Annotated in this window: 19 protein-coding genes; 9 read left to right on the forward strand and 10 right to left on the reverse strand. The window is 71.0% G+C overall.

All coding sequences use genetic code 11. The features are described from left to right. Window positions 1–107: 107 nt before the first annotated feature. A complete protein-coding gene (locus tag FGW31_RS19225) occupies window positions 108–2,510 on the reverse strand; it encodes an HAD-IC family P-type ATPase (protein ID WP_142194675.1) in 2,403 nt (800 codons plus the stop codon). A 512-nt stretch (window positions 2,511–3,022) separates the two neighbouring features. Next, window positions 3,023–3,352: a DUF2530 domain-containing protein gene (locus tag FGW31_RS19230; protein ID WP_142194676.1), complete on the reverse strand. Its 330-nt coding sequence runs from the start codon at window positions 3,350–3,352 to the stop codon at window positions 3,023–3,025. 184 nt (window positions 3,353–3,536) lie between these two features. On the opposite strand from FGW31_RS19230, the gene FGW31_RS19235 reads away from it, so the two are divergent. Continuing rightward, a complete protein-coding gene (locus FGW31_RS19235) occupies window positions 3,537–4,997 on the forward strand; it encodes an NCS2 family permease (protein WP_142194677.1) in 1,461 nt (486 codons plus the stop codon). A 15-nt stretch (window positions 4,998–5,012) separates the two neighbouring features. Here FGW31_RS19235 and FGW31_RS19240 read toward each other — a convergent pair whose 3' ends face one another. Continuing rightward, window positions 5,013–5,195, reverse strand: coding sequence for a ribbon-helix-helix protein, CopG family (locus FGW31_RS19240; RefSeq protein ID WP_142194678.1), 183 nt, complete (start codon window positions 5,193–5,195; stop codon window positions 5,013–5,015). Window positions 5,196–5,350: 155 nt separating this feature from the next. Between FGW31_RS19240 and FGW31_RS19245 the strand changes: the two genes are divergently transcribed. Further along, entirely contained in the window at window positions 5,351–5,788 is a 438-nt protein-coding gene (locus tag FGW31_RS19245) for a MarR family winged helix-turn-helix transcriptional regulator (RefSeq protein ID WP_142194679.1), read from the forward strand. 31 nt (window positions 5,789–5,819) lie between these two features. Continuing rightward, on the forward strand, window positions 5,820–7,199 hold the full coding sequence (locus FGW31_RS19250) for an MFS transporter (RefSeq protein WP_142194680.1): 1,380 nt from the start codon (window positions 5,820–5,822) through the stop codon (window positions 7,197–7,199). A gap of 16 nt (window positions 7,200–7,215) precedes the next feature. On the opposite strand, the gene FGW31_RS19255 is transcribed toward FGW31_RS19250, so the two are convergent. Then, window positions 7,216–7,803, reverse strand: coding sequence for a Uma2 family endonuclease (locus FGW31_RS19255; protein ID WP_142194681.1), 588 nt, complete (start codon window positions 7,801–7,803; stop codon window positions 7,216–7,218). Window positions 7,804–7,924: 121 nt separating this feature from the next. On the opposite strand from FGW31_RS19255, the gene thpR reads away from it, so the two are divergent. Beyond that, window positions 7,925–8,497 carry an RNA 2',3'-cyclic phosphodiesterase gene (thpR, locus tag FGW31_RS19260; protein WP_142194682.1) on the forward strand — a complete coding sequence of 191 codons (573 nt, stop codon included), beginning with the start codon at window positions 7,925–7,927 and terminating at the stop codon, window positions 8,495–8,497. A 269-nt stretch (window positions 8,498–8,766) separates the two neighbouring features. Here the strand turns inward: thpR and FGW31_RS19265 are convergent, their stop codons facing one another. Together FGW31_RS19265 and FGW31_RS19270 are read right to left on the reverse strand one after the other, a co-directional pair. After that, on the reverse strand, window positions 8,767–9,759 hold the full coding sequence (locus tag FGW31_RS19265; RefSeq protein ID WP_142194683.1) for an aldo/keto reductase: 993 nt from the start codon (window positions 9,757–9,759) through the stop codon (window positions 8,767–8,769). 342 nt (window positions 9,760–10,101) lie between these two features. Then, a complete protein-coding gene (locus tag FGW31_RS19270) occupies window positions 10,102–10,746 on the reverse strand; it encodes a GDSL-type esterase/lipase family protein (RefSeq protein ID WP_233477773.1) in 645 nt (214 codons plus the stop codon). Window positions 10,747–10,863: 117 nt separating this feature from the next. On the opposite strand from FGW31_RS19270, the gene FGW31_RS19275 reads away from it, so the two are divergent. Beyond that, a complete protein-coding gene (locus FGW31_RS19275) occupies window positions 10,864–11,847 on the forward strand; it encodes a WD40 repeat domain-containing protein (RefSeq protein ID WP_142194685.1) in 984 nt (327 codons plus the stop codon). 19 nt (window positions 11,848–11,866) lie between these two features. Here the strand turns inward: FGW31_RS19275 and FGW31_RS19280 are convergent, their stop codons facing one another. Further along, entirely contained in the window at window positions 11,867–12,649 is a 783-nt protein-coding gene (locus FGW31_RS19280) for a TetR/AcrR family transcriptional regulator (protein ID WP_142194686.1), read from the reverse strand. A gap of 88 nt (window positions 12,650–12,737) precedes the next feature. On the opposite strand from FGW31_RS19280, the gene FGW31_RS19285 reads away from it, so the two are divergent. Continuing rightward, window positions 12,738–13,700, forward strand: a complete 963-nt coding sequence (locus FGW31_RS19285) for an ATP-binding cassette domain-containing protein (protein WP_142194687.1) — start codon at window positions 12,738–12,740, stop codon at window positions 13,698–13,700. Then, window positions 13,697–14,521, forward strand: a complete 825-nt coding sequence (locus FGW31_RS19290) for an ABC transporter permease (protein WP_142194688.1) — start codon at window positions 13,697–13,699, stop codon at window positions 14,519–14,521. Before FGW31_RS19285 ends, FGW31_RS19290 begins: the two co-directional genes overlap by 4 nt. A gap of 332 nt (window positions 14,522–14,853) precedes the next feature. Here FGW31_RS19290 and FGW31_RS19295 read toward each other — a convergent pair whose 3' ends face one another. Both FGW31_RS19295 and FGW31_RS19300 read right to left on the reverse strand, forming a co-directional pair. After that, window positions 14,854–15,090, reverse strand: a complete 237-nt coding sequence (locus FGW31_RS19295) for a hypothetical protein (protein WP_185907436.1) — start codon at window positions 15,088–15,090, stop codon at window positions 14,854–14,856. Window positions 15,091–15,118: 28 nt separating this feature from the next. Next, window positions 15,119–15,541 (reverse strand): ATP-binding protein, encoded by a 423-nt coding sequence (locus tag FGW31_RS19300; protein ID WP_142194690.1) that lies wholly within the window; start codon window positions 15,539–15,541, stop codon window positions 15,119–15,121. A 175-nt stretch (window positions 15,542–15,716) separates the two neighbouring features. On the opposite strand from FGW31_RS19300, the gene FGW31_RS19305 reads away from it, so the two are divergent. After that, the gene (locus FGW31_RS19305) at window positions 15,717–16,583 is read left to right on the forward strand and encodes a helix-turn-helix domain-containing protein (RefSeq protein ID WP_142194691.1); all 867 of its coding nucleotides are present in this window, start codon (window positions 15,717–15,719) and stop codon (window positions 16,581–16,583) included. Next, complete coding sequence (locus tag FGW31_RS19310; RefSeq protein WP_142194692.1) at window positions 16,580–16,759, forward strand: DUF397 domain-containing protein; 180 nt, start codon at window positions 16,580–16,582, stop codon at window positions 16,757–16,759. The genes FGW31_RS19305 and FGW31_RS19310 overlap by 4 nt, the downstream gene beginning before the upstream one ends. Before the next feature lie 66 nt (window positions 16,760–16,825). On the opposite strand, the gene serC is transcribed toward FGW31_RS19310, so the two are convergent. Then, window positions 16,826–17,944 carry a phosphoserine transaminase gene (serC, locus tag FGW31_RS19315; protein ID WP_142194693.1) on the reverse strand — a complete coding sequence of 373 codons (1,119 nt, stop codon included), beginning with the start codon at window positions 17,942–17,944 and terminating at the stop codon, window positions 16,826–16,828. Window positions 17,945–18,019: the final 75 nt, after the last annotated feature.

An 18,019-nucleotide genomic window follows, 5' to 3' on the forward strand; every position in this document is an offset into this window, starting at 1 on the left:
GCGACCGCATGTCCGCGCCCGGCCGCCTCCGCGCTACGCCCGCCTCCGCGCTACGCCCGCCTCCGCGCTACGCCCGCCTCCGCGCTACGCCCGAATCCGCGCCGGCGTTACGCCGGAATCCGGCGGTCCCCCCACCGCCACAGGAGCTCCAGCACCGCCGCCGCCCCCGCCGCGATGCCGACCGCGATCCACGGCATCGTCATCCCGACCAGCTTCAGCGCGAAGAACTTCTGCAGCCACGGCACCACCAGCACCAGCAGGAAGCCCCCGGCCATCGTCGCCACCAGCGCCACCCGCCACCACGTGTAGGGCCGGGCGATGATCGCCAGCACCCAGACGGAGATCAGGAACAGCGTCAGTGTCGCCGCGCTGGTCTCCGCCGCCAACTCGCCCTCGCCGCCGTAGTGACTCCGGGCGATCAGGTACGTCGTGAAGGTCGCCAGCGCCGCCAGCACCCCGCCCGGGATCGCGTACCGCATGACCCGGCGCACGAAGTTCGGCCGCGCCCGCTCCTTGTTGGGGGCCAGGGCCAGGAAGAAGGCGGGGACGCCGATGGTGAGCGTGGACAGCAGGGTCAGGTGGCGCGGCAGGAACGGGTACTCCACCTGCGAGCACACCACCAGCACCGCAAGCAGCACCGAGTACACCGTCTTCACCAGGAACAGCGTGGCGACGCGGGTGATGTTGCCGATCACCCGCCGCCCCTCCGCCACCACCGACGGCAGCGTGGCGAAGCTGTTGTTCAGCAGCACGATCTGCGCGACCGCCCGCGTGGCCTCCGAACCGGAGCCCATCGCCACGCCGATGTCCGCGTCCTTCAGCGCCAGCACGTCGTTGACGCCGTCGCCGGTCATCGCGACCGTGTGGCCGTTCGCCTGGAGCGCGCCCACCATGTTCCGCTTCTGCTGCGGGGTGACCCGTCCGAACACCGTGCCCGCGTCCAGCGCCTCGGCCATGGCGTCCCGGTCGGCGGGCAGCCGGCGCGCGTCCACCGTCGTACCGGACAGGCCCAGCTTGGACGCGACCGCGCCGACCGACACCGCGTTGTCGCCGGAGATGACCTTGGCGCGGACGTCCTGCTCGGCGAAGTAGCGCAGGGTGTCGGCGGCGTCGGGACGCAGCCGCTGCTCCAGCACCACCAGCGCGGCCGGACGCACGCCGCGTGCGGCGGCCGGGTCGTCGATGTCCACACCGGGCCGGGCGCGGGCCAGCAGCAGCACCCGCAGGCCCTCCTCGTTCATCCGCGCGGTGTCGGCCAGCGCCGGGTCGTCGGGGTCCAGCAGCACGTCGGGCGCGCCGAGCAGCCAGCCGACGGGCTCCTCGCCCGCCGCCTCCTCGAACGTCGCGCCGCTGTACTTGCGGGCGGAGGAGAAGGGCAGGGTGCCGGTGGTGCGCCAGTCGTCGTCGCGGGGGCAGGCGTCGATGACGGCCCGCAGGGAGGCGTTGGGCCGCGGGTCCGACGCGCCGAGCGCGCCCAGCACGCGGCGCACGTACCGCTCGTCGCCGTCGCCGAGCACCCGCAGCCCGGTGACGTCCATGCCGCCCTCGGTGAGCGTGCCGGTCTTGTCCAGGCACACGGTGTCGACGCGGGCCAGGCCCTCGATCGCGGGCAGCTCCTGCACCAGGCACTGCTTGCGGCCCAGCCGGATCACGCCGACGGCGAAGGCGATGGAGGTGAGCAGTACCAGGCCCTCGGGGACCATCGGGACGATGCCGCCGACCGTGCGGGCCACGGAGTCCTTCAGCTCGTTGTCCTTGACGACCAACTGGCTGATGACCAGGCCGATCGCGGTCGGGATCATCATCCACGTCACGTACTTGAGGATGGTGGAGATGCCGGAGCGCAGCTCGGAGTGGACCAGGGTGAAACGGGACGCCTCCTCGGCGAGCTGCGCCGCGTAGGCCTCGCGCCCCACCCGGGTCGCCTGGAAGGAGCCGCCGCCCGCGACGACGAAGCTGCCCGACATGACCTGGTCGCCGGGCATCTTCGGCACGGGATCGGCCTCGCCGGTGAGCAGCGACTCGTCGATCTCCAGACCGTCCGTCTCCACGCACACGCCGTCGACGACGACCTTGTCGCCCGGCCCGATCTCGATCAGGTCGTCCAGCACGATCTCGGCGGTGCCGATCGCGGCCGGCACGCCGTCCCTGCGCACCGTGGGCCGCACCTCGCCGATCAGCGCGAGGGAGTCGAGGGTCTTCTTCGCCCGCCACTCCTGGACGATGCCGATACCGGTGTTGGCGAGGATCACGAAGCCGAACAGGCTGTCCTGGATGGGCGCGACCGCCAGCATGATCACCCACAGCACGCCGATGATCGCGTTGAACCGGGTGAAGACGTTCGCGCGGACGATCTCCGCCAGGGACCGGCTGCTGCGCACCGGCACGTCGTTGACCTGCCCGCGGGCCACCCGGTCGGCGACTTCCGCGCGTGTCAGCCCGGTCACCGGTGAGGTGGCCGCGGCCGGGCGCACGGCATCGACCTGGGCACCCGCCTCGAGATGCGTCATGCATTCGACGGTACGTGCGGTTTCGGGGGTTCACCCACCGGATGGGCGGAAGATCCGACCCGGGTAGGACGCCCGTAGTGCCGTGGTCGTACGGCGGTGGCACACAAGGCCGTTGACACGGCGGACGAGCCTTGCGGGCGGGTGCGGCGGGGGCGCCGGGGCGGCCGATGGGTGTGGCACGGGGCCGGCCGGGAGGGGCTGGTGAGGCGCCGGCCCCAGGGGTGGCGCGGTCCGGCCGTAAGGAATCGCGCGGGTCCGGCGGGAAGGAATGGCGCGGGTCCGGCGGGAAGGACGGGCGCGCGTCCGGCGGGAAGGAAGGCGTGCGTCCGGCGGGCAAGGAAGGCGTGCGTCCGGCGGGAAGGAATGGCGCGGGTCCGGTGGGAAGGCGATGGCCCGCGGTGGCGCGGGCGCCCGGTCGGCGGGGTGGTGCGGGTCCGGCCGTGGAGGAGCGGCGCGGGTCAGTCGGTCGACGGGCCGGCGCGGTGGCAGCCGGTCGACGGGCCGGCGCGGGGTCAGTCGGTCGACGGGGCGGGGGAGGGGTTCCGCGGCTCGCTCGCGGTGTCGGCCGTTCCGGCCGCCGCGGCAGCCGCCGCCTGCGCCCGCTTGATCGCGGCGTCGCGCTTGCGGACGTACCAGATGCCGATGAAGCCGAGCCCGCCGCCGGCCAGGCAGGTCCACAGCCACCAGGTGTGGCCGTGGTCGTCGAACCAGCCGTAGAACGGCAGCTGGACGAGGAACAGGGCGAACCAGAGGATCGTGCCGCCGATGATGGTGCCGACCACCGGGCCCTCCAGCGGCTCCGGCGCCTCGTGCTTGGTGGGTTCCGAAAAAAGCCCTGTCATGCGGACAGCTTACGAGGGGCGGGCCGAGTGAGGTGCGCCGCACCCGCCCCGCCGGTCTACGCGCGGAGATAGCCTCGACGACGTTATATGTTCATACTGAATCTGTTTGTCTCTGGCCACTTCTGTTCGTAGAAAACACCAAAGGGCTTCGGGGGAGGTCCATCGGTGACGAGGTCCCACACCCATGTCCGACCAGCCGGGGTCCGCCCCCGTCAAGGCCCCCCTGCCCGACCGGCCGGGTTCCGGCCCCGCCTCCGGTGCCCTCGACCGCTACTTCCGGATCACCGAGCGCGGCAGCACCCTGTCCCGTGAGGTCCGCGGCGGTTTCGCCACCTTCTTCGCGATGGCCTACATCATCGTGCTGAACCCGATCATCCTGGGCAGCGCGAAGGACATGTACGGCAACCAGCTGGACAACGGCCAGCTGGTCACCGCGACCGCCCTGACCGCGGCGTTCACCACGCTCCTGATGGGTGTCATCGGCAACGTCCCGATCGCGCTCGCCGCCGGCCTCGGCGTCAACTCGGTCGTCGCGCTCCAGCTCGCGCCGCGCATGTCGTGGCCGGACGCGATGGGCATGGTGGTGCTGGCCGGTTTCGTGGTGATGCTGCTGGTCGCCACCGGTCTGCGCGAGCGTGTGATGAACGCCGTCCCGTACGGCCTGCGCAAGGCCATCGCCATCGGTATCGGCCTGTTCATCATGCTGATCGGCCTGGTCGACTCCGGGTTCGTCACCCGGATGCCGGACGCCGCCGAGACCACCGTGCCGCTCCAGCTGGGCACCGGCGGCCACCTCGACGGCTGGCCGGTCCTCGTCTTCGTCCTCGGCGCGCTGCTCACACTGGCGCTGATCGTGCGCAGGGTGCCCGGCGCGATCCTGCTCTCGATCGTCGTGATGACGGTCGTCGCGGTGGTCATCAACGCCGTGGCGGACGTCCCGTCCTGGGGCCTGACCACCCCGACCTGGCCCGGCAACCCGGTCGCCACGCCCGACTTCGGTCTGATCGGCCAGGTCAGCCTGTTCGGCGGCTTCGCCAAGGTGGGTGTGCTGACCGGCGTCCTGTTCGTCTTCACCGTGCTGCTGTCGTGCTTCTTCGACGCGATGGGCACGATCATGGGCGTCTCGGACGAGGCGAAGCTGACCGACGCGCAGGGTCAGATGCCCGGCATCAACAAGGTGCTGTTCATCGACGGTGTCGCGGTCGCCGCGGGCGGCGCCAGCTCCTCCTCGGCCACCACGGCCTTCGTGGAGTCCACGGCGGGCGTCGGCGAGGGCGCGCGCACCGGCTTCGCCAACGTCGTCACCGGCGGTCTGTTCGCGGTGGCGCTGTTCCTCACGCCGGTCGCCACGATGGTCCCGTCCCAGGCGGCCACTCCCGCGCTGCTCGCGGTGGGCTTCCTGATCCTGGCGGGCTCGGTCAAGGAGATCGACTGGGCGGACCACACGATCGCCGTCCCGGCGTTCGTGACGATGGTGATGATGCCGTTCACCTACTCGATCACCAACGGCATCGGCATGGGCTTCATCACCTTCGCGGTGCTGCGCCTGGCGGCCGGGCGCGGCCGGGAGGTCCCGCCGGCGATGTACGCGGTGGCGGGAGTCTTCGCCTTCTACTACCTGATGCCGGCCCTGGGCCTGACCTGATTTCTGGAGCGGGGCTCAGGTGACCCCGTAGAACTTCTCCGTCTCTTCGACGGCGGTCCGGAACCGCTGGTCGAAGTCATCGCGCATGAGCGTCCGGACGACATAGTCCTGGACGCTCATGCCGCGTTTGGCGGCATGGTCGCGGAGTCGTTCGAGCAGGTCGTGGTCTATCCGCAGGCTGAGCACGTCGGTCCCCATGCGTACGAGCGTTGCCGCACACCTCGGTTCGGTGCGGTGCGTTTCCTGACCGGATCACTCATACGGGTGATCCGGTGTGGCAGTGGCGGGACTCACGACGCTGGATGGACACCCCCGGTGTTCCTTAGCGAGAGTAATGAGTTACGCTAAAGAACATGCCGGACCTCAGCCATGGCGACGACGCAGCCGCCGTGAACGCCCTCCGATCCGCCGTGATGCGGCTGTCCCGTCGGCTCAAGCACCAGCGCGTCGACGAGTCGCTCAGCCCCACCGAGATGTCGGTGCTCGGCACCCTGGCCCGCTGCGGCCGGGCCACTCCGGGCGAGCTCGCCCGCAAGGAGCACGTCCAGCCGCCGTCGATGACCCGCATCGTGGCCCTGCTGGAGGCCAAGGGCCTGGTCCGGCTGGAGCCGCACCCGGACGACCGGCGCCAGAAGGTCGTCACGCAGACCGAGCGGGCCGAGGCGATGCTCGAGGAGAGCCGCCGCAAGCGGAACGCGTTCCTCGCCTCCCTGGTCGAGGAACTCGACGAGGACGAGTGGGCGACGCTCCGCGCCGCCGCGCCCGTGCTGGAGAAACTCGCGCACGTCTGAGCACACAGCCGTCACAAGGAGGCGAACCGTTTTGAGTTCGGGACCCGGAGCAGCTTCCGTCCCCGCACCTGACCCCCACGACACCGCGTCCGCCCCCGACACCGCATCCGCCCACGGCACCTCCGCCACGAAGACCTCGATGTTCTCCTCGCTGAGGATCAGGAACTACCGCCTGTTCTTCCTCGGCCAGGCGGTCTCCAACACGGGCACCTGGATGCAGCGCATCGCCCAGGACTGGCTGGTGCTCAGCCTCACCGGCTCGTCCGCCGCCGTCGGCATCACCACGGCCCTGCAGTTCCTGCCGATGCTGCTGTTCGGCCTGTACGGCGGCGTCCTCGTCGACCGTCTGCGCAAGCGCCCCACCCTGCTGGTCACCCAGACCGCGATGGCCCTCACCGCGCTCGCCCTGGCCGCCCTCACCCTCACCGGCCACGTCGAGGTGTGGCACGTCTACCTCGCCGCCTTCGCCGTCGGCCTCGCGACCGTCGTCGACAACCCGGCCCGCCAGTCCTTCGTCTCCGAACTGGTCGGCCCCGGCCAGCTGCAGAACGCGGTCAGCCTGAACTCCGCCAACTTCCAGTCCGCGCGGCTGGTCGGCCCCGCCGTCGCCGGCCTGCTGATCACGGGCGTCGGCACGGGCTGGGCGTTCCTCCTCAACGGCCTGTCCTTCGTCGCGCCGCTCGCCGGACTGATGCTGATGCGCGCCCGCGACCTGCACGCCGTGGAGCGCGCTCCGCGCGGCAAGGGCCAGCTGCGGGAGGGCCTGCGCTACGTCGCCGGACGGCCCGAGCTGATCTGGCCGATCGTCCTGGTCGGCTTCATAGGGACCTTCGCCTTCAACTTCCCCGTGTACCTGTCGGCCTTCGCCGACGACGTCTTCCACGGCGGCGCGGGCGCCTACAGCCTGTTCAACACGCTGGCGGCGGTCGGCTCCGTGTCCGGTGCCCTGCTCGCCGCCCGGCGCGGCACGGCCCGGCTGCGGCTGCTGATCATCGGCGCGCTGGCCTTCGGCGCGGTGGAGATACTCGCCGCCGTCTCGCCGGCCCTGTGGATGTTCTCCCTGCTGATGATCCCGCTGGGCCTGTTCTCGATGACGGTCAACGTCACCACCAACACCAGCCTCCAGATGGCGACGGACCCGGCGGTGCGTGGCCGCGTGATGGCCCTCTACATGATGGTCTTCCTCGGCGGCTCCCCGGTCGGCGCCCCGATCGTCGGCTGGATCACCGACACCTACGGCGCCCGGGTCGGCTTCGCGACCGGCGGCGCGATCGCCGTCCTCGCCGCGACCGTCATCGGCCTGATCCTCGCCCGGGTCGGCGGCCTGCGCCTCTCGCTCGCCTGGCACCGCGGCCCCCGCGTCCGCTTCGTCCCCCGCGACCGCCAGGAGGCACTGGCCCCGGCGGCATGACGTCCGCCGGCCGGCGTCAGTCCCGGGGGAACTCGTCGGTCCTGAGGACGAGACCGACGGCCGTCCGGGTCAGATCGATCTCCTCGCCGAAACCGAAACTGAGGCTGGCGTGGTAGGTGCCGTCCTTCGGCAGGGTGTGCAGGTGCCACTCGCCGGTGTACGGATCGACGATCAGGTACACCGGCACGCCGGCGCTCGCGTACGTGTCCTTCTTCGGGCCGTAGTCGTTGGCGGCGGTGCGCCGGGAGATCACCTCGGCGATGAACTCCACGTCCTCGCAGCGCCACAACCCTCTGTCGTCCTTGGCGGCGTCCTCGGCCATGAGGGTCAGGTCGGAGGCGAAGCCGTTGAGGTGCCCGGGGTAGTCGATGCGGACGTCGGACTTGACGCGCTTGCGCGGGTACTTCGCCCGCAGCTGGTCGTAGATGTTGGCGATGATCTCCCAGTGGGTGTCCCGCTGCGGCGTCATGAAGATGTGCCCCCCGACGATCTCGGTCTTGTAACCCTCGGGGATGGGCATCTTCTCCAGCCACGCGAACATCATGTCGAGCGTGAGCTCGTCGCCGCTCTCGGCCATCTCGATCCTGTCTTCGAGGACGGTCATCGTGGCGCTCCTCCCCGGCCACCGCTCAATGCGTGCAGCCGCGCGGTACAACGATACGCACGGTGGCCAGGACACGCGGAAGCGTACGTACGTTCCAGGGGGGCCAAGGGAGACTGGACACATGAGACTCTTCGCCGCCGTACTGCCTCCCGACGACGTCGTCCAGGAGCTGGCCGTCGAGGTGGGACGGCTGAGGAGGCTGCCCGGGGCGGACGGGCTGCGGTGGACCGGGCAGCCGGGGTGGCACTTCACACTGGCGTTCTACGGCGAGGTGGACGACGCGCTCCTCCCGGAGCTGACCCGGCGGCTGGCCCGGACCGCGTCCCGTACGGAGCCGTTCGGGCTGGCGCTGCGCGGCGGCGGCCAGTTCGGGCACGGCCGGGCGCTGTGGGCCGGCGCGGACGGGGACCTGCGCACGATGCGGCTGCTGGCGGAGCGGTCCGAGGCCGCCGCCCGGAAGGCGGGCGTGCCGATGGACGGGCACCGCCGGTACACGGCGCACCTGACGGTGGCCCGCAGCCGGGACGCCGTCGACGTGCGGCCCTACCTGGAGGTGCTGGACGGGTTCCGCAGCCGGACCTGGACCGTGGGGGAGCTGGTGCTGGTGCGCAGCAACCTGCCGACCTCGGGCGTACCGGGCGAGCAGCCCCGTTACGAGCCGGTCGCCCGCTGGTCGCTGGGCGCGGCCGGTTAGGCTCGACGGCGTGGACCCGAAGACCCGGAACCGGATCATGGCCGGTGCGCTCGTGCTGATGTTCGTCGTGGTGGCGGTGGCGGCGGCACTCGGCGGTTAGCGGGTGCCGTTCGGATCTCGCCGGGGCCGGAAGGCGCCCGTGCCCGGCGCCGGCGTGATCCGAACGTCACCGCGCGGCGCCGGCGTGATCCGAACGTCACCGCGCGGCGCCGACCTGATCCGAACGACACCGCGCGGCGCCGCCGCCGGCCGTCACGGCGTGCCCGCCGCTACCAGGCGAAGGCCTCCGGGGACGGGCCCGGGCCGGGGAAGATCTCGTCCAGCGACGCCAGCAGTTCCTCGCTCAGCTCCAGTTCCACCGCGCGGAGCGCGGACTCCAGCTGCGCCGCCGTGCGCGGGCCGACGATCGGTCCGGTCACGCCGGGCCGGGTCAGCAGCCAGGCCAGTGCGGCCTCGCCGGGCTCGATGCCGTGCTTGTCGAGCAGGTCCTCGTAGGCCTGGATCCGGGCGCGGCCGGCGGGGTCGGCGAGCGTCTCGGCGGCCCGGCCGGAGGCGCGCCGGCGGCCCTCGACCTCCTTCTTCAGCACACCGCCGAGCAGACCGCCGTGCAGCGGCGACCAGGGGATGACTCCGAGCCCGTAGTCCTGGGCGGCCGGGACGACCTCCATCTCGGCGCGCCGCTCGCAGAGGTTGTACAGGCACTGCTCGCTGACCAGCCCGATGGTGCCGCCGCGGCGGGCGGCGATCTCGTTGGCCTGGGCAATCTTGTAGCCGGGGAAGTTGGAGGAGCCGACGTAGAGGACCTTGCCCTGCTGGACGAGGACGTCGATGGCCTGCCAGATCTCCTCGAACGGGGTGCTGCGGTCGATGTGGTGGAACTGGTACACGTCGATGTGGTCCGTGCCCAGCCGCTTGAGGGAGGCGTCGACGGCCCGCCGGATGTTCACCGCGGACAGCTTGTCGTGGTTGGGCCACGCCTCGCCGTCGGCGGCCATGTTGCCGTACACCTTGGTGGCCAGGACGACCTTGTCGCGCCGCCCGCCGCCCTTGGCGAACCAGCTGCCGATGATGCTCTCGGTGCGGCCCTTGTTCTCGCCCCAGCCGTAGACGTTGGCGGTGTCGAAGAAGTTGATCCCGGCGTCCAGCGCCGCGTCCATGATGGCGTGACTGTCGGCCTCGTCGGTCTGCGGACCGAAGTTCATCGTTCCGAGGACGAGGCGGCTGACCTTGAGTCCGGTGCGTCCGAGCTGCGTGTACTTCATGAACGCCAAGCCAACGGCCTGGAGTGCGCTCTATGCAAGAGGGTCGGCCGGCCGTGCCCGCCGGAACGACCCGGGCCGTCCGCTGCCCGTGGCGGAAGCGATCCCGTCGAAGTCGATCCTGTCGAAGTCGATCCTGTCGGAGTCTCCGTCGTAGTGCAGGACCACGGCACCGCACCGTGGCGCCCGGCAGCCGCCGCGACGATCAGGTCTCAGACGGACAGGGCTTTCCGGTCGCCCTTCCGGATGAGCAGCGTCCGGACCTCGGGCGCCCGGTCCCGCGCTTCGTCCGGATTCGGCGGCCGGTCGGAGCCGCGCATGTCGTCGCGGCTCCGCTCGGCACCCCTACGCCTCGTACGGCCCGCCCAGGTCCCACTCCTGCCACATCGCCTCCGCGAAGGCGGCCGCGATGCGGTGTTCGCCTGTCTCGTTGGGGTGGGTGCCGTCGTAGGTGTCGGTGTGGAAGTCGTACGACGCGGGCGGCGGGACCAGCAGCAGCGGGGAGCGGGGTTCGTCGAGGTCGGCGGCGGTCTTCGCCAGCAGGTCGTTGAAGTGGGCGACCTGTTCGGCGAACGTCGTGTCCGCCGCCACCCGGATGTTCGGCAGCACCGGCAGGACGGCGACGGCGACGCGCGGGTTCGCGGACCGTGCCGCGGCGACGAAGGTGCGCACGTTGTCCGCTGTCTGTTCGGCGTTGGTGTAGAAGCCGAGGTCGATCAGGCCCAGCGAGACCAGCAGCACGTCCGCGCGGCAGGAGCGGACGGCGTCGCCGATCAGCGGGACCATGTGCTGCCAGCCCTCGCCCCAGCCGGCCAGGTGCGCGCGCGGGAAGGCGGGGTCGGCGTACGCGTAGGAGGTGGGGGCGTCCGTCGACGGGTCGTGCAGCGTCTCGCGCGGGCCGACCAGGGTGAAGGGGCCGTCGTACGCCGTGCACAGGTGCCGCCACAGCCGGTAGCGCCAGGTGTGATCACCCGCGCTCCCGATCGTCATGGAGTCACCTACGGGCATGAACCTGAGCACACGCTCATCATGGACGATCGGCCCGGCCGCCGCGATGTGAGCCCGGACACCGCCGTGAACTGCGGCGGGCAATGGCACTCTTGGGTCATGCGCCGACCCCTCGCCCTGCTCGCCGCGGCCCTCCTCACGGGCGCGCTCGCCGTGCCCGCCTCCGCAGCCGACGGTGACGAGGGCTTCGCGATCCGGGACCCGCGCATCACCGAGTCCAGCGGTCTCGCCGCCTCCCGCCTCCACCCGGGCGTCTACTGGACGCACAACGACAGCGACGACGGCCCCTACCTGTACGCCGTCGACGGTGCGACCGGCGAGACCGTCGCCCGTCTGACCCTCACCGGCATCGGTACGCCGCGCGACGTCGAGGCCGTCTCGATCGGGCCCGGGAACCGGATCTTCGTCGGCGACATCGGGGACAACCTCGGCGGCACCTGGCCGTACGTGTGGATCTACGAGCTGCCCGAGCCGAAGGAGCTGAGGGACGCGACCGTGCGGGCCACGCAGTACGTCGTGACGTACGCCGACGGTGCCCGCGACGCCGAGTCGCTCGTCGTGCACCCGAAGACCGGCCGCGTCTACATCGTCGACAAGAAGGAAGACGGCGGACACCTGTACGAGGGGCCGGCGAAACTGTCCGCGTCCGGCAGGAACGTGTTCCGGCCCGTCGCGCCCGTCGACCTGTGGGCCACCGACGCCGCGCTCTCCCCGGACGGCGAACACCTCGCCGTACGCGGCTACTTCGGCGGCATCCACTACGCCTGGAACGGCGGCAGGCTGCAGCGGAAGGGCCGGCTGAGCGTGCCGTTGCAGGGGCAGGGCGAGTCCGTGACCTACTCGGCCGACGGGACGCGGCTGCTGTACGGCAGCGAGGGCGCGGAGAGCCCGGTCGAGGCCCGTCAGGCGCCGGACGCCGGCGGTGACGGCGGCAGCGGCAGCGGGAAGGGCGCCGGCGCGCAGGACGGGAAGAACGCCGGCGGTGACGGGCCGAAGGACGGTGTGGACGCCGGTGTCCTCGTCGCGGCGGCCGCCGTGGTCGCGGTGGTGTTCGGATGGGGACGGCTGCGCCGCCGACGCTGAACGGCCTCCGGCCGGACGGCTATTCGGCCGGCCGGCCCTCCGCGGTCCGCCCGGCGACGAACGTCTCCAGGCCGTCCAGGATGCGCTGGAGCCCGAACTCGAAGTGGTCGAAGTCGGAGCCGAAGGTGTCCTCGGAGAGGCCGGCCAGCACCGGGTAGCGCCCGCTGTTCATGGCCTTCTCCAGGGCCGGCCGCTGCGCCTCCCAGAACTGCGCGTCCGTCAGTCCGGAGCTGCGTTCGGTCTCCTCCTGGTACAGCTGGGTGCGGGCGGCGCCGACGACGTAGCCGTCGATCAGGATGATCGCGGACAGCAGTTCCGGATCGGACAGGCCCATCGGCTTGATGCGGGAGAGCACCTTCTCCATGCCGTCGAGCGCGGACGGGCCGAGGATCGGGCGTGACTGGTTGACCTGGAGCAGCCAGGGGTGCCGGCGGTACAGGGCGAGGGTGGCCCGGCCCAGGGCCTGGAGGGCCGACCGCCAGTCGCCGTCGCCGAGGTCGGCGGGGTTCTCCGAGGGGCGCTGGACCCGGTCCAGCATCAGGTCGAGCAGCTCGGCCTTGCCGGGGACGTAGCGGTACAGGGACATGGTGCCGGTGCCGAGTTCGGTGGCGATCCGCCGCATCGACAGCGCGCCGATGCCCTCCCGGTCGGCGACCTCGATGGCGGCGTCCACGACGCGGTCCAGCGTCAGGCCCGGTTTCGGGCCGCGGCTGGGCCGCGGGCCGGTGTCCCACAGCAGGTCGAGAGTGCGGGCGATGTCGCCGCTGCCGCTGGTCTCCGTACCGCCCTTGCCGCTGGTCATGGGGGCAGTGTAGATCCGCGCGGAAAAACTGGGTACGTCGTACGCGTAATCGGGTACGGTGTACTCGGTTATGTGTGAAGGGGGAAGCATGAACGACGCATACGCGGTCCGGGCCGAGGGCCTGGAGAAGCGCTACGGCGAGAAGCGCGCGCTGGACGGTTTCGACCTCGCCGTCCGCGAGGGCACGGTCCACGGACTGCTGGGACCGAACGGCGCCGGCAAGACCACCGCCGTACGCATCCTGTCGACGCTGGTCCGGCTGGACGGGGGGCGGGCCACGGTGGCCGGGCTCGACGTGGCCCGGCAGGCGCGGCAGGTGCGGGCGCGGATCGGGCTCACCGGGCAGTACGCGGCGCTGGACGAGGTGCTCACCGGGCGGCAGAACCTGGAGATGTTCGGCCGGCTGTTCCACCTGGGAGGCAGGCGGGCCAGGGCGCGGGCCGTGGAACTGCTGGAGCGGTTCGACCTGACCGACGCGGCCGACAAGGGCGTCGGCGGCTACAGCGGCGGCATGCGGCGCCGCCTCGACCTCGCCGCCTCGATGATCCTCGCGCCGGCCGTGCTCTTCCTGGACGAACCGACGACCGGACTCGATCCGCGCAGCCGCGGCGACGTCTGGGACGCGGTGCGGGCGTTGGTGGCCGACGGGACGACCGTGCTGCTCACCACCCAGTACCTGGAGGAAGCCGACAAGCTGGCTTCCCGGATCACCGTCATCGACCAGGGCCGGGCCATCGCCGACGACACGCCCGACGGGCTGAAGAACCTCGTCGGCGGCGACCGCATCGAGGTCGTGGTCGCCGAGCGCGCCGAGATCCCGCGCGTGGTGAAGGCGGTCGCCCGGGTCGCCGACGGCGAACCGGAGACGGACGAGACGGAGTTGCGGGTGCACGCTCCGGTGACCGACCGCGTGGCCGCGCTCACCGACGTGGCGCGCACCCTCCAGGACGAGGGCGTGGGCGTGGAGGACATCGGGCTGCGCAGGCCGAGCCTCGACGACGTCTTCCTGCGCCTGACCGGACACCGCACCGACAAGGAGGCCGCCGCGTGAGCGCCCTCGACCTGACGACCGGGCCGGACGGCCGGGGACGGCTGTACTGGCTGCTGTCCGACGTCGCCAACATCGTCCGCCGCGGCCTGACCCACTACCGGCGCCAGCCCGTCAACATCGCCTGGCAGCTGGGCTTCCCGATCCTGTCCGTCCTGCTGTACGGCTATGTCTTCGGCAGCGCGATGACCGTGCCGGGCGGCGGGGACTACAAGGACTTCCTGATGCCGGGCATGTTCGTGATGACCATGGCGTTCGGCTTCATCAACACCGCGACCGTCGTCGTCCACGACTCGACCAAGGGTGTCATCGACCGGTTCCGCTCCATGCCGATGGCCTCCTCGGCGGTGGTCGCCGGCCGTGGCGTGACCGATCTGGTCGTCGCCTGCGCCGAGTTGGCGATCATGATGCTGACCGCGCTGGCCATGGGCTGGCGGCCGGACGGCGGCTGGGGCTTCCTCGCGGCGTTCGGGCTGCTGCTGTGGCTGCGGTTCGCGCTGATCTGGGTCGGTGTCTGGCTGGGCCTGCTCGTGCCCAACCCGGAGGCCGCGGGCGGGCTGTTCGCGGTCGCCTTCCCGCTCACCATGATCTCCAGCATCTTCGTCGCACCGCAGCTCATGCCGGACTGGCTGGGCTGGGTGGCCGCCTGGAACCCGATCTCCTCCACGGCCGCCGCGGCCCGCGACCTGTTCGGCACACCGGCCGGCGGCGGCGACTCCTGGGTGGAGCAGCACGCGCTGCTGATGGCGGGACTGTGGCCGCTGGTCCTCACCGCGGTCTTCCTGCCGCTCGCGGTCCGCCGCTTCCAGCGCCTCAGCCGCTGAGGCGACCCGCCCGGTACGCTCCCGGCCCGTGCGCGCCCACCGGACACACCAGTTCGGACCGCGCACGGTTCGGGGAACAGGTCACCAGGGCGAGGGAGAGGTACGCGGGGCGCTCCAGATAAAAGCCCAGCGACACGTCCCCACCCGCCCGCAACCGCTCGACGGCGGAGGCGACGTGCCGGCCCGGGCTGCCGGCCCCGCACCCGCTCCCGGCCGTGAGCCGGGGCGCGTACTCGGCCAGCCGCTCCGCGAGCCAGTCCGCCGCGTCCCGCGCCTCGTCCCAGGTGCCGCGCACCAGCGAGGTCGATCCGGCGCGCGCGTCCGTCGGAGCGTCAAGGTCTGAGGACGTACGGCCGGACCACGTCGTCGCCGGTGTCCCAGGAAGGTGACTGCGGACGGCGCGGGACGTGCCAGCACGCCTCCTCTGCCGGGAAGGGCAGGTAGCGGCCCGCCGCACGGCACCGCTTGGACCAGCGGCGCCAGCGCGCGTCGTGCGGGTTCGGCAGCCGCGGGACGTACGGGTCCGGTGTCCGGACCTCGCCCGCCGGGTCCCGGTCGGTCACGCGCACGCTGCGGGAGCGGCGCCGGGCCCACGTCTCAACAAGCCGCCGGAGCATCTGTCCTCGCTGTCTCCGTGAGCGTGAAACGGGCCCACACGCACTTCGCGTACGGCTCCTGCCGATGGCCCCAGTCGTCGGCCAACGCCTGCACGAGCGCGAGTCCGCGCCCGCCCTCCTCGTCCGGGCCGGGGTCGTGGAGCCGGGGGAGCCGGTCCCGGTCGGGGTCGGCGACCTCCAGCACCAACTCCGCTCCGCTCAGCGTGAGCGTGACCCTGACCTGGGCGAAGGAGACACGGCAGTGCGTCACCGCGTTGGTGACGAGTTCGGTCGCCAACAGCGCGACCGTGTCGCCCGGTTCGCCGGTGACGCCCCAGTCGGCGAGAACCTTGCGCACCTGCTGCCGGGCGGTGGGCACGTGCCTTCTGTGCTTGGGGATGCGGAAGGTTGCGGTTGCGGGCATGGGGGGCCTTACCTCCTGACGCGCCGTCAAGACGGGGAAGTGCAGACTTCTAACGCTCATGAGGCTAGAGACGCAGATATAGAAATCGCAATGGAGAGAGGTGCATACATGCTGTTGGAGATATGTTCGATCACGTCATGCTCTACAGTTCTGAGGCGACGGAGAGGGGACTGGCATGCCAGTAGGACGACCGACCGTTCGCAGTCGGCGACTTGGGGCCGCGCTCAAGACGTATCGGCTGGCGGCGAAGATGGACCAGGTTCAGGCCGCCGAGGTGATCGCTGCGCACCAGACCAGGGTGAGCCGCATAGAGACCGGTCACGTGTCCGCCCGCCCGCTCGAGATCCGGGCGATGCTCGATGCATATGGGGTGCATGACCCGGAAGTCCGGCAGAAACTGGAAGACTTGTGCCGCCAGTCGAAGCGACGAGGATGGTGGCTGGAACACGCGGCACACCTGCGAGCGGACTACCTCGACCACATCGCGTTGGAGGACGACGCGACGTACATCCGAGAGTGGCAGCCGGTCATGATGCCGGGGCTTCTGCAGACTCCGGCCTATGCGGAGGCAGTCATCGCGGCCAGTCCTCACTACATCGAGCCGGAAAGGGCCGCCCATCTTGTGAAAGTCCGTATGGGCAGGCAGGTGAAGATCGAAGAGGGAGGGGCCTCATATACGGCCATCCTCTGGGAAGCAGCTCTCACGCAACCGCTGGTGAGCGTCGAGATTCACCGGGAGCAGTTGTCCGCGATCCTCGAAGCCGGGAAGCGGAAGAACGTGACCGTGCAAGTGCTGCCGGTCAGCGCGGGCGTACTGGCTGGTTACTCCTGCGCCTTCTCCGCCTTCAGCTTTGATGATGAGCCAGTGGTCGAAGCGGTCGCCATGGACAACTTGCGAGGCACGTCTGTCCTTGAAGGGGCCGAGGACCTTGCCGCTTACGCCAGTGCTTTCGACCTACTACGATCGTCAGCATTGACACCGGATGCGAGTGCGAAACTCATCCGGGGCGTACTGCGGACCTTGAAGGAAGACACATCGTGACCGAGGTTATAGGCCCCTTCCGGAAGTCGTCCTACTCAGGGGCGGAGAACGCCTGCGTGGAAGTCGCCGATACCGCTGACAACGGCCGGGCCGTCCGCGACAGTAAGCGGCAGGACGGTCCGCTCCTCACTGTCTCCCGCGACAGCTGGCAGGCGTTTGTGCGCCAGTTCGCGTAGACGCGCGCGTGCGAAGGGGCGCCCGGCGGATCACCGCCGGGCGCCCCTTCGGTCACGTGCGGAGTGTCAGAGCTGCTCGATCACGTAGTCGATGCACTTGGTCAGGGCCTCGATGTCGGCCGGGTCGATCGCCGGGAACATCGCGACGCGGAGCTGGTTGCGGCCGAGCTTGCGGTACGGCTCGGTGTCGACGATGCCGTTGGCGCGCAGCACCTTGGCGACGGCGGCGGCGTCCACCTCGTCGGTGAAGTCGATGGTGCCGATGACCTGGGACCGCTTCGCCGGGTCGGTGACGAACGGCGTCGCGAACTTCACGTCCTCCGCCCAGCCGTACAGCGTGCGGGCGGACTGCGCGGTGCGGCCGGTGGTGAAGTCCAGGCCGCCCTGGCCGTTCATCCACTCCAGCTGCTCGTTCAGCAGGAACAGCGTGGCGAGCGCCGGCGTGTTGTACGTCTGGTTCTTGCGGGAGTTGTCGATCGCCGTGGGCAGCGAGAAGAACTCCGGGACGTGGCGGCCGGACGCGTGGATCCGCTCGGCGCGCTCGATCGCGGCCGGGGAGAACACGCCGATCCACAGGCCGCCGTCGGAGGCGAAGGACTTCTGCGGGGCGAAGTAGTAGACGTCGGTCTCGGCGATGTCGACGGGCAGGCCGCCCGCGCCGGAGGTGGCGTCCACCAGGACCAGCGCGCCCTCGTCGGCGCCGGCGACGCGCCGGATCGGCATGGCGACGCCGGTGGAGGTCTCGTTGTGGGTGAACGCGTACACGTCCACGCCCGCCTCGGCCCGCGCCTCGGGGTGCGTGCCCGGGTCGGCGGAGACGACGGTGGGCTCGGCCAGCCACGGGGCGAGCTTGGCGGCCTTGGCGAACTTCGAGCTGAACTCGCCGAAGCTGAGGTGCTGCGACTTGTTCTCGATCAGGCCGTGGGTCGCGACGTCCCAGAACGCGGTGGAGCCGCCGTTGCCGAGGATCACCTCGTAGCCTTCGGGGAGCCGGAACAGCTCGCGAATGCCCTCGCGCACCTTGCCGACCAGGTTCTTCACCGGGGCCTGGCGGTGGGACGTGCCCATCAGGGACGTACCGGTCGCGGCCAGCGCGTCCAGCGCTTCCGTCCGCACCTTGGAGGGACCCGCACCGAAACGACCGTCGGCGGGCTTGATGTCAGCAGGAATCCGGATCTCAGCCACGACGGGAGCCTAGCGGCTGAGTGAAACCCGGGCGAAACGTCGTCCGGCCGCTGAGACGGTCGGTGGACGGACCGG

The sequence above is a fragment of the Streptomyces calvus genome (assembly GCF_006782915.1).
In the GTDB taxonomy this organism is placed as follows: domain Bacteria; phylum Actinomycetota; class Actinomycetes; order Streptomycetales; family Streptomycetaceae; genus Streptomyces; species Streptomyces calvus.